The organism is Alteromonas sp. W12 (assembly GCF_001924945.1).
Classification (GTDB): domain Bacteria; phylum Pseudomonadota; class Gammaproteobacteria; order Enterobacterales; family Alteromonadaceae; genus Alteromonas; species Alteromonas macleodii.
In genome coordinates this window covers 477960-489499 of record NZ_LQXH01000001.1, presented here as the reverse complement: position 1 = coordinate 489499, position 11540 = coordinate 477960, and the positions used below count along the sequence as shown (strand labels likewise).

11 protein-coding genes are annotated in these 11540 nt (G+C 42.7%); 7 read left to right on the top strand and 4 right to left on the bottom strand.

All coding sequences use genetic code 11. The annotated features are described in order from the left end of the window. Window positions 1–89: 89 nt before the first annotated feature. Both AWH61_RS02005 and AWH61_RS02000 read left to right on the top strand, forming a co-directional pair. Entirely contained in the window at window positions 90–1097 is a 1008-nt protein-coding gene (locus AWH61_RS02005) for an isocitrate dehydrogenase (protein ID WP_014948534.1), read from the top strand. Window positions 1098–1427: 330 nt separating this feature from the next. Next, on the top strand, window positions 1428–1742 hold the full coding sequence (locus AWH61_RS02000) for a ComEA family DNA-binding protein (protein WP_061484972.1): 315 nt from the start codon (window positions 1428–1430) through the stop codon (window positions 1740–1742). 150 nt (window positions 1743–1892) lie between these two features. On the opposite strand, the gene galU is transcribed toward AWH61_RS02000, so the two are convergent. The 4 genes from galU to wecA all read right to left on the bottom strand — a co-directional run bounded on the left by galU (window position 1893) and on the right by wecA (window position 6003). Further along, window positions 1893–2786, bottom strand: a complete 894-nt coding sequence (gene galU, locus AWH61_RS01995; protein WP_075176097.1) for a UTP--glucose-1-phosphate uridylyltransferase GalU — start codon at window positions 2784–2786, stop codon at window positions 1893–1895. A 261-nt stretch (window positions 2787–3047) separates the two neighbouring features. Beyond that, on the bottom strand, window positions 3048–3944 hold the full coding sequence (locus AWH61_RS01990; protein WP_075176096.1) for a glycosyltransferase family 2 protein: 897 nt from the start codon (window positions 3942–3944) through the stop codon (window positions 3048–3050). Beyond that, window positions 3941–4828 (bottom strand): glycosyltransferase, encoded by an 888-nt coding sequence (locus tag AWH61_RS01985; RefSeq protein ID WP_039230560.1) that lies wholly within the window; start codon window positions 4826–4828, stop codon window positions 3941–3943. Before AWH61_RS01985 ends, AWH61_RS01990 begins: the two co-directional genes overlap by 4 nt. Window positions 4829–4941: 113 nt before the next feature. Beyond that, on the bottom strand, window positions 4942–6003 hold the full coding sequence (gene wecA, locus AWH61_RS01980) for a UDP-N-acetylglucosamine--undecaprenyl-phosphate N-acetylglucosaminephosphotransferase (protein ID WP_075176095.1): 1062 nt from the start codon (window positions 6001–6003) through the stop codon (window positions 4942–4944). A 562-nt stretch (window positions 6004–6565) separates the two neighbouring features. Here wecA and AWH61_RS01975 point away from each other — a divergent pair. Genes AWH61_RS01975 through AWH61_RS01955 form a run of 5 tightly spaced genes read left to right on the top strand, consistent with a single transcriptional unit; the run spans window position 6566 to window position 11385 of the window. Then, on the top strand, window positions 6566–6964 hold the full coding sequence (locus tag AWH61_RS01975) for a hypothetical protein (protein ID WP_014948528.1): 399 nt from the start codon (window positions 6566–6568) through the stop codon (window positions 6962–6964). Between the two features lie 4 nt (window positions 6965–6968). Continuing rightward, window positions 6969–8801, top strand: coding sequence for a polysaccharide biosynthesis/export family protein (locus AWH61_RS01970; RefSeq protein WP_075176094.1), 1833 nt, complete (start codon window positions 6969–6971; stop codon window positions 8799–8801). Between the two features lie 2 nt (window positions 8802–8803). After that, window positions 8804–9583 (top strand): ABC transporter permease, encoded by a 780-nt coding sequence (locus AWH61_RS01965; protein WP_075176093.1) that lies wholly within the window; start codon window positions 8804–8806, stop codon window positions 9581–9583. Continuing rightward, the gene (locus AWH61_RS01960; protein WP_075176092.1) at window positions 9580–10254 is read left to right on the top strand and encodes an ABC transporter ATP-binding protein; all 675 of its coding nucleotides are present in this window, start codon (window positions 9580–9582) and stop codon (window positions 10252–10254) included. The genes AWH61_RS01965 and AWH61_RS01960 overlap by 4 nt, the downstream gene beginning before the upstream one ends. A 12-nt stretch (window positions 10255–10266) precedes the next feature. After that, window positions 10267–11385, top strand: a complete 1119-nt coding sequence (locus AWH61_RS01955) for a KpsE/RkpR family capsule polysaccharide export protein (protein WP_075176091.1) — start codon at window positions 10267–10269, stop codon at window positions 11383–11385. Window positions 11386–11540 lie beyond the last annotated feature (155 nt).

The following is an 11540-nucleotide window of genomic DNA, read 5'->3' as shown; positions in this document are numbered from 1 at the left end:
AGCAGGCAGAAATTGGCTCATAAACGCCAAGCTACAAATTGAATAAACCTAACGATTTTGACAACAGAATTACCAGAGGATCCCTCCACATGACTCAGCAACGTATTACAGTCATTCGCGGTGACGGCATTGGCCCGGACATTATCGATGCAACCACAAAAATTTTAGATAAGGTTGGCTGTGACTTTGCCTATGACTATGCCGATGCTGGCCTAGTCGCACTGGAAGAACATGGCGAGCTTCTACCTCAAGAAACTTTAGACCTAATCGCAAAAAACAAAGTTGCGCTTAAAGGTCCTTTAACGACCCCCGTTGGTGAAGGTTTTACTTCAATCAACGTTAGTCTTCGCAAGCAGTTCAAACTGTACGCAAACCTTCGTCCTGTGATGTCATTCAAAGGCACAAAAGCACGTTACGAAGACATCGATATCATTACCGTTCGTGAAAACACGCAAGGTATGTACTCTGGTCTTGGCCAAGTAGTATCAGAAGACGGTAACGAAGCTGAAGCAATGAGTAAGATCACTCGTGACGGCGCTGAAAAAATCGTTGTTTTTGCTTATGAGTTAGCGCGCCGTGAAGGTCGTAAGAAAGTAACAGCTGTTCACAAAGCTAACATCCTTAAGTCAACATCAGGTCTTTTCCTTAAAGTAGCCCGTGAAGTTGGTGAGCGTTATCCTGACATCGAGTCAGCTGAAATGATCGTTGATAACTGCTGTATGCAGCTTGTGATGAACCCTCATCAGTTTGACGTTATCGTTACGACTAACCTTTTCGGTGACATTCTATCTGACCTATGTGCTGGTCTTGTTGGTGGTCTTGGTATGGCACCAGGTGCAAACATCGGTGAAGATTGTGCAATCTTCGAAGCCGTTCACGGTTCTGCACCAGACATTGCTGGTAAGAACTTAGCTAACCCGACGTCAGTAATCTTGGCAGCAGCGCAAATGCTTGAGTACCTAAACATGGGCGATAAAGCAGAGAAAATTCGCGCAGCACTAAAAGACGTTATCGAGTCTGGCGATCGCACAACACGTGACCTTGGTGGTGAAGCAGGTACAACCGAGTTCACTCAGGCGCTTCTTGACCGCCTATAAGCGTTTGAGCTTACACCTTTCAATTATTTCAAAACGGGCTTAATAGCCCGTTTTTTTATGCCTCTATTAATCACTCCCCTGCTTTAAACTGTACTAAAACTGGACTACCGCTTTTCTCGTTCACCTTTATTATTTCCTTTGTACACGTTGAAGTGTGCTGAGCTTTGTAACTTGGTTACAACAGCGGACAGGAAGTTTTTAAAGAGGTCTGCTCCGGCTGCATTTAGGTTACAAAAGTCAGCGCGCTTTGGTACATGACTTAAACCCATTTACTTAAATATTGCGCCGATAACGCTTTATGGCGCGCTTAGCAACATACAAGGAAAGATGATGAAAAAATTAATCTCAGGTTTACTCGTACTATCTGCACTAGCCATTCAAACGCCAGCGGTTCACGCTCAACCAGCGGATAGTGGAAATGCGCAAGCTAATGAAGGTACAAGCCAACAACAACGTATCGATTTAAACTCGGCGACCGTAGAGCAATTAATTACTCTACCCGGCGTTGGACAATCTAAAGCGAAAGCTATTATTAAATATCGTGAAGAAGTAGGCCCATTTCTTGAGGTCGCACAATTAACTCAAGTGAAAGGTATCGGTGAAAAGATGCTTAATAAAATTGAAGGCTATGTACAGGTAAGATAGAAGGACTAAAGCGAATAGGCGGTACGCTGGCTCCACACACAAAAAATGCGCCGCAAGGGCGCATTTTTAATCGTTTAAAGCTATTTAATTGCCTTAGGCCTGCTGTTCTTTCATCTACACTAAAGATCAACAAGCCCAGCCCTAGTAAGACTATTTAACAACAGAAGCTAAGTATTCTTTAAATTCGTCGCCTAACGATGGGTGACGTAACGCATATTCAACGTTAGCTTTCATGTAACCCAACTTACTACCGCAATCGTGACTCTTACCTTTCATGTAGTAGGCATCAACTTGTTCAAGTTTCATCAATGCATCAATAGCATCAGTAAGCTGAACTTCACCACCTGCGCCTGGAGGCGTGAACTCTAACAGATCCCAGATTTTTTCTGACAGAACGTATCGGCCTACAACGGCAAGGTCAGAAGGTGCTTCGTCGCGAGGCGGCTTCTCAACCATTTTGTGAATCTTCGCTGACTCTCCTGGCGCAATTTCCGCGCCGTCTAGGTCTGCGATACCAAATTTAGAGATATCTTCGTCTGGTACCTGCTCAACCATGACCTGACTTACTCGGCTGGTGTTAAATTTGGCAACCATGTCTGCAAGGTTATCCTTTTTAGGATTACTTGCTGCATCATCAATAATAACGTCAGGTAACACTACCGCAAATGGCGCATCGCCAATTAGAGGTCGAGCACAAAGTACTGCGTGACCAAGTCCATTCGCAACGCCTTGACGAATATGCATGATAGTTACATCTTTTGGACAGATTGACTGAACTTCTTCTAAAAGTTGGCGTTTTACACGCTTTTCTAGCGTGGCTTCTAGCTCAAAAGAGGTATCAAAGTGGTTTTCAATACTGTTTTTACTCGCGTGCGTTACTAGGATAATTTCTTTTAGTCCTGCAGCAACACATTCGCTTACCACGTATTGGATCAATGGCTTATCAACCACTGGCAACATCTCTTTTGGTATAGCTTTCGTTGCTGGGAGCATTCTCGTCCCAAGGCCCGCTACAGGGATTACCGCTTTTTTAACCTGACTCATAGTTAATATCCTTTTTTAAAATCCTAAATACACGCCTAAGTCGACTTTCAGCCGTTTGTTATTCCTTAAGCTGAGATATATTCACTGTTGTTCGCAAGACTAATGCAATCGATGTTCCAATTACCTTTTTAGAGCGTCTGTGTATTGAAAATGGGCAAAACAGCTCAAAACCACCGATAAAAGCACAAAATTAGGGATAAATAATATCTAATGCACCATAATAGTGAAAGCGTTTATGGTTTGTCCTTCCTTTCCTACACATCAAGTGTCGCTTTTTTTCACACTACTTTTTGGAATTATTGCATGCTCTATGGGGCCGGTTTTGCGTTTTAATCCGTCTTTGAGTCCTGCCCACATGAAAGCGCCTCGCGTTTTGCCTTGCTCAAAGCAATATCTGTTTACAAGATACCTCAGAGGTATTGCACAAACATGACGAAGTTTCCAATAAAGAGGTACGTAATGGCGGCGCGCTAAAATGAGTACGTTACGAAACTGATAGTAGAGCCTTATCGGTGCGCCCTGCTTGAATGTCACACCGCAAACTTTCACTCTATCATCGCCTTGTCGATGAGGCATACATGCACTGAGCGACTGATAGATAACCATGCCCTTGGCTCGAGCACGCCAGCACCATTCGTGATCAACGCCATCGATAAAGAGATCATTTTCTTTTTCACCCACGCGTTCAAAAGCACGTTTGGAGATTAACATGCCTGAGGCAATGATTTGCTTTACTGTTTTTAACTTTTCGGAAACCTGCTTTCCTTTTTGCAGAACACCCTGATCGACACACTCTGAAAATTGGCAATAGATAGAAGGGCCTATGGCTGCAATTGGGGAATGTTGCTCAAGCTCTTGGAATTGCCTCACTAACTCAACGGCAATATCGGGAGAGAACAAGCTATCTTGGTCAAGCAAAAAGGCGTAGTTGCATCCCTTATTGAAGAGCGTTTTCAAGCCAACATTCTGAGCGTGGGCGATACCAATATTTGAGGGGTAATGAAGATAAGTAACATCAGTTGTTAAAAGAGCCTGCTGAGGACTTGGAGAATTATCAACTAAGATGACGTTCCAGTCAGGGGCACAAAACGCATCGATGAGACTACGCACGTGATCAACATCAGGATTAAATAGTATAACAACAACGCCGACGCTCAATGTTTACCAAACCTTTCCAGTAAATGTCTATCAAGTTTATAGGCAAGTTTAACCACTTTTCCAGGCATTAACCTCAATGCTAAAACACCACAAGCGTAAAAAAAGTTATAGGGTGAAAGTTGCTTTAATTTACGTATGGCATATAAACGTGCTCTGAACTCGTTGAGCGACTTACTTAAGCCTCGACGTTTATAAAAGTTATTAACCCGTCTGAACTTCAAAAGTCGATCTTTTAAGTTCCTAAAGATATAACCCTTAGACGCTAAGGTTATCCAGAAAAAATAGTCTTGTGTGTTTAACAAGTCACTGTCGTAACGATGCCCATCATTAAATACATTGTAACGAATAACTACTGTTGGATGGTTTAGCGAGCATCGTCTCGGCAAGATACGAACGATCTGCCTGTGTGAAGCGGGCATTACTCGCGCACCAACCTTTACACCACTTTCGTTAATTTCCGTTAGTGCTGAACCTAGCACCGAAATATTGCTGTGCTTTTTAAGATAGGTGATTTGACGTAGAAGGCGGTTTTCTTCAGAAATATCATCCGCATCCATTCTTATGAAAAACGATGGGTTAAACTGCATACCGAACTCAGCAACTGAGTTCATGCTACTTGCTAGCCCCACATTGTGACTATTCGACGCTATAATTACTCTATCGTCTTTGCTTGCTACATCTTCTAGTACGCGACTTATTTTTTGAGGTACAGGTCCGTCGGCGACAATAACGAATAGAAAATCTGTGTAAGACTGCTCAGTCATACTTTCAATGGCTTCGCGAAGCCACTTCGCATTGTCAGCCTGATAAACCGCCATAGCAATTATCGATTCGACATGCTGTTTTTTATTGTTATTTTGAAGAATAGAGAATTGATTTATCAAGAAATTTTACCAACGTAAAAAAGTAACAAAGAAAATAAAAGCGCCTTACGTGTGCGCTTTTATTTGTTGGCATGTTACAGAGATTTTACTAAGCCCGCTACGTTTTACTCAAACTATGCGGTTAATCGCTTCACAAAGCGCAGTACACTCCAAATATGTTGGATAACAAGACTGTACACGACGAGTAGCCCAATAAAGCCCCAAAACATTACGGCTTCAGCTACCTGATAGACTTCTCCTAATATACCGATTAAGCAATAACATGCTCCGAGCAAAAGGATAGCAACAAGTGACTTTCTACTGCTAAGCCCTGCACGCATAAAGATATTGTGAAGGTGCTGACGGTCAGGTTTGAGCATTGATTGCCCCTTCCGTGCACGGCGATACATGATCGCGGCCATGTCCATTAATGGAAGGCCGACTAACCACACCGCAGTAATGGGCCTAAATGCGGCAGCATCACCTTGAGTGTGATCAACAAGCAACCATACGATAGTGAGCCCAACGAACATACTGCCGGCATCACCCATAAATATCTTATTGCCTTTAAACCCTTTCCAACTCAAATTAAAAGCTAGAAACGGAACAATAGCTGCAACGATGATAAGCGGCTCCATGATGGAGGCTCCGTTACCAGTAAAGATCAAAAAGCCTGCAACTGTTAATAGAATAACAAGACTCATACCGCCGGCTAATCCATCAATACCATCTATCATGTTAAACGCATTGATGACACCAACCACACAAATTATCGTAAAGAAATACCCCCCCATGTCGAGAAATAAGTCTCCCGTTCCGAAGATATTACCCAGAGATGTAATATAGTTTTGCGCGCTCCATGCCATGATCGCTGCAACACCAAATTGGCACATGAGGCGCCCTTTGGCACTCAGGTCAAAACGGTCATCCAACATACCAAGCAAGACAACAAATGCTGATGCGGTGAAAAACAGAGGATTGTTTTTCATCCACACATCTGTCGCAACGCTGGCAACAAGCACGGCCATAAAAATAGCCACCCCACCTGTAAGAGGTACAATTCCGGCGTGACGTTTTCGCGCTGATGGTTGGTCAACTAAGCCAAATTGATGCGCTAAAGGCGTCATGACCACCAAAAGGATAAGGGCGACGAAAAATGCAGTAAAAAGCGGGACAAACTGCAAATAAGCTAGCATAAAACACACAACCTCGCGTTACCGACAAAAACACAGCTATTTGTAGTAGTTTCTGTCAATACACATGCAAATTTTGATAAAAAACTAAATGTTGCTTCCATTTATTTACAACTTCCATTTCTTCCAGCGCGATGAGGGCATCTTGTTATGAGTATGCGGATAGAAAACTTCGATATAATATAAAACATTTGTCTAAGTAACCACCCTTCATGCATAAATAACGTATCAAAACGTGTCAAAAACTAATTTGTTGCGAGAATAACCTTAATCACCGCTAAAAAGAGAACCTGTTGTGCGTCTTCTCGCCGCCTCTCTCGAACTATCTCAGCTTCTGTTGTAACGATTGAATAACTTCTTTATTCCTTTAACCTGTTAACTTACTCGTCTATTTCCAGTCTTTGCAATGCCAAAAACATATCGAGTTACACTATTGATATGAACTTGTCTTCTATATTGCGGTCTTGGTGAAGACTCAGACAATTCAGCAACTGCGATAGCGAACATGCTTTTTTTAAAACTTATGTTATCCTAGCGCGAAATTGCTATATGGATATGAAAGCTAATGTTCAAACAATTATCTCGTCTAATTTTACCTATCGTAGTTACGGTAGGCGTAGCTGGGTGTTCTAACACTCCTACCGCCACTAAGGCTGACATTCCTTTGGTGCATTCTTCTCTTGCTTATTCCCTTGCACCGGACAAAGAGCTTGCAATAAATATTCCAAAAGCCAACATTTATCATGATACGCAGGAATCATTTTCAATACGCTTCAATGGCCACCAATACGAGTCCTTGAAGCACTATATATCCGCCACAGGCAATAAATGTATCCGATTTTCTTTACAAGACGGTGAAACAGCGTCTTCTGATATTCAGCGTAAAATGACGACATGTCAGCGAAACGGTCAATGGCGAGTTATTACTCCCTTAGTAGCTTCGGCAACAGTGCAAGGTGAATAGATAAATGCAGTCAACCAGCATCAAAAAAACTTTAAAGCGCCTGACGCAAGCGGCTTGTGCAACGTCACTTCTTTTCGCTTATGTGGGCACTGCGAGCGCGCAAAGCGTGGAACAATTGCAGCAATTAAGAGAAAGAGCTCAGCAGAGCCAGAGTAGCGGCATTGCTAATCAGTCCGTATCGCCACTGAGTATTTCAACCCAGCGAACGCTTCCAGGCGCTAGCAGTTCTGCGAATACCATGGGACAGTTTTCAACCCAGCCTCGTAATGGCGTAAACTTACCAGGCGAGCCAACTATTGATACTGTTTTTCCTGCGCAGGCACCTATGGAAAACCCACCTTTTGCAGCCAACTTATTTATTGGTGGATTTGAGTCAGAACGCAGCACAGGTCTTAATGATAACTATCTCGTTGCACCGGGCGATAAAATTTCAATATGGCTGTGGGGTGCGGTTAACTTTTCTGACGTAGTAACCGTTGATAATCAAGGCAATATTTTTATTCCTAACATTGGTCCTATCCGTGTTGCAAATACACCTGCTGGCAGTGTAAATCAAACCGTTACTGCAAAAATCAGACAGGTTTATACAAACGATGTAAATGTTTACGTAAACCTTCTTACGTCAACGCCCGTGTCAATTTTCGTTTCTGGCCCGGTGCTACGACCTGGTCAATATGCAGGCCTCGCCTCAGATAGCGTGCTGTATTACCTAAAACGCGCCGGTGGTATTGATTTTCAGCGCGGAAGTTTTAGGCAGATAGACGTAGTGCGCAATGGCAAAGTCGTTGCTACTGCCGATTTATATGCATTTTTCAGAAATGGTAAGTTGCCTCAGATGTCGTTTAAAGATGGCGATACCATATTAGTGCACCCAATTGGCAACACTATTGTCGTTGAAACAGGCGCTCGAAATAGCTTCACCTTTGAGTTTCTTAACGAAGAATTGAACGGCGGCGTGGTGAATTACTTTGCGCGACCAGGTGAGTTTTCCTCCCATGCTTCGGTATCTGGTATTCGAAATAACAAACAGTTTGCTCGCTACTTGAGTTTGGATGAATTTGCTTCGCTTGAACTAAGTGCAGGCGACACGGTTGAATACCTTGCTGACCACGAGCCCCAAATCTATCGCATTAATGTGGCTGGCGCATTTGCTGGCGCATCTCAGATTATGGTTGATAAAGGCACACGCCTTATCGATGTACTAGATCACATCGAAGCAGATACAGCCCTTTCTGATACCCAGAACATCTATCTGTTAAGAGAAAGCGTTGCTGTAAAGCAGAAAGAAATCATCGAAGAAGGTCTTCAGCGTCTTGAGCGGAGCATGTATACCGCTCCCATCAGCTCGACGGGTGAAGGAGCCATCCGTGCCCAAGAAGCTCAGCTTGTCGCTGACTTTATTGCGCGTGCTCGCCAAATTGAGCCTCAAGGCAGAGTTGTAGTTTCTGAAAATGGTGATATCGCAAATATTCTGCTAGAACCGAATGACACCATTGTCATCCCAGAGGTAACTGACCTAGTGCACGTAGGTGGTGAAGTGTTACTTCCTCAGTCAGTAGTCTTTAACCCAGAAGCCACGACTGAAGATTATGTTGCTTGGGCGGGCGGATTCACTGAACGTGCTGAAGACGAACGAATCCTTATTGTTCGTAAGAATGGTAATGTTACCTTTACCAGCATCAACAGCTCATTCCTAGCAAGCAACGATAGTAAGTTAGAACCAGGTGATCAAATCATCGTATTGCCTGCTATCGATACCAAGCTATTGCAAGCGGTTAAAGACATTACTCAGATTGTTTATCAAATTGCTATTGCAGCCAACGTAGCTACTAACTAAACATGGTAACGTTTAAAGATCAGCTCTACGCATGGAGAGGCGTGATATTCGCGCTTTTCCTGCGCGAACTTCAAAGTAAATTTAACGATAAATTTGGCTTAGGCTGGGCATTTTTAGAGCCTTTTGCGTTTATTTTTGCACTGTCCGCTATGAGAGGACTTGTGAGTGGTAACGAGATTCACACCATACCACTGTTTATATTCATGATGATTGGTATGGTAGGTCTTCAATCGCTCACTACATGTCTACAATCTGTGTCAACATCTATAAAGCGGAACAAACCCCTATATGCTTTCCGTCAAGTCCAACCGATAACATCCGTATTGACCGCTGGTTTTCTTGAGTTTTCAATCAAGGTCGTTGTAGTTCTGTTATTAACGCTCTCTCTGTTCCTGATGGGCCAGACTTTCGTTATCTATGACCCTTTACTTTTATTAACTTTATTTTTGCTTCTCTGGGTGTTTTCAATTTCAATTGGGCTAATTTTTGCTATCGCCTCAGCTTTCATTCCCGAAGTTGATAAAATTAAGTCAATTGCAACACGTCCACTCATGTTTATTTCGTGTGTATTTTTTAGTTTGCAGGACATACCTGAAGAGTTGTGGCCATTTTTAACATGGAATCCGTTAGTTCACTTCATCGAACTGGCACGCTACGCTTGTTTCGAATCTTACGGCACTAAAGGTGTTTCTTTCAGTTTTGTCGTTGAAGTGACAGTCGTTTTTCTTTTTTTAAGCTTGTCGATGTATCACATCACATGGAAGAAGGTGTTGTCGCGATGATCAAGATTGAGAATTTAACTAAGAGTTACCCCAGTAAAATGGGCCCTCAATATATCTTCAAAAATTTGAATTTTGATTTTCCTACGGAAAATAATGTCGCAATTTTAGGTAAAAATGGGGCAGGTAAGTCCACTCTATTTCGTATGCTGGCCAAAAGTGAATACCCTGACAGAGGCAGAGTTTTAACGAATAAATCCATGTCCTGGCCAGTTGCGCTACAAACAGGAGTTCATGCTCAAATGACTGGGCGTGAAAATACACGCTTTGTGGGAAGAATTAATAATGTTAAGTCGCTCGCAGAATACGAAGAAAAAGTGCAAGAGTTTGCCGAACTCGGCACACGTTTCGACCTTCCTGTAAAAACTTATTCATCTGGTATGCGCGCCAAACTCGTGTTTGCGTGCTGCATGAATATTAATTTTGATATTTACCTTATCGATGAAGCGACATCTGTGGGCGATCCGCTTTTTAGAAAAAAAGCGCGTTTATCGTTAAAAGAAAAAAGTGAACAAGCGGGCGTTATTATGGTAAGCCATGAACTTGACCAAATCCGCGAGTTCTGTACGTCTGCCGTTATCATAGATGAAGGCAAACTTACTTATTATCACGATCTCGAAGAAGGCATCGACGTTTATACGCAGGATGCAGACAATAAGAAATCACTAAAATAGGTTCAAATCACAGTGGAAAAATCTCTTACACAGCTCAATGCCCTTCTCAGCAAACACAAAATGCTGTTGCTTGTTCTTCCATGGGTGCTGTACGCCCTATATCTTGTTTTATGGGCTGCACCTCAATACGAAAGTAAAAGCCAACTTATTGTAAAATCAAGTGACGGCGGCAGTAGCTTCGACCCCTCATCTCTCTTGATGGCAGCTGGTGTTTCTGGTGCATCCGGCGGCACGGAAAGTCAGCTTGTAGAAGCGTATATTCAGTCTGCAGATATGATTAAGTATCTCGATGAGACTATTGGCCTTCGAGATCATTACATGTCAGACAAAGCCGATTTGTTTAGTGGCCTGTCATCGTCACACAAGCAAGAGGACTTTTATCAGTTTTATCTGAACCATATTGAAGTTAGCGTGGACTCGGCATCTTCTGTAATTAGTTTGCGAACCCGCGCTTTCGACGCTGAATATGCGCAAATAATTAACCAAGCTATTGTTGATAAAGCGGAAGAGTTTATTAATAACATCAATAACAACTTGGCTAAATCAAAGCTTACGTTTGCTAAGGGTGAACACGAGATTGTTGAACAAAAGCTACAACAAGCAAAGACTGAAATTTTAGGCTTCCAATCCAAATACAACGTGCTCGACCCTACTGCTGAAGGTGCAGCGTTTCAGCAAATCGCTTTTTCATTGGAAGCGACCCTTGCCCAGAAAAAAGCTGAACTAAGCACAATGTCGACCATGATGTCTAACGTCGCACCAGAAGTGATAAACATTAAGCGTGAAATAGCTGCACTACAAAAAGAAGTAGAAAAGCAGAAGGAGCGAATTAGTACTGCTGAAGGAGAAAGTGAGGCACTGTCTGTAAGTGAGCTTATGGCGCAATACAGTAACCTTCAGGTTCAGCTTCAATTGGCCATTCAAGCGTACTCTTCATCGCTGATTACTTTAGAAAATGCGCGAGTCGAGGCATATCAAAAACTACAACATTTGGTAACAGTAGAATCGCCTACCCTTCCAGATGACAATGCTTACCCCACCGTAATTTATAACCTTGTACTGTTTGGTGTTTCGTTGTTGCTTATCTATGGAATAGTGCGAATTATAGTAGCTACTATCCGCGAGCTTTAGTGCTTCCATCTCTTTAGCAAATCATTATTCAATCGGCTAAGTCGTACAAGACTTAGCCGATTGACACCGCTTTGATGAAGTTTGTCGCCCAAATCTTGTGTCTTTAAGCAAGCTCTAGTATAAGAAGCTATCCGCCTTACGGACGACTATCAAAG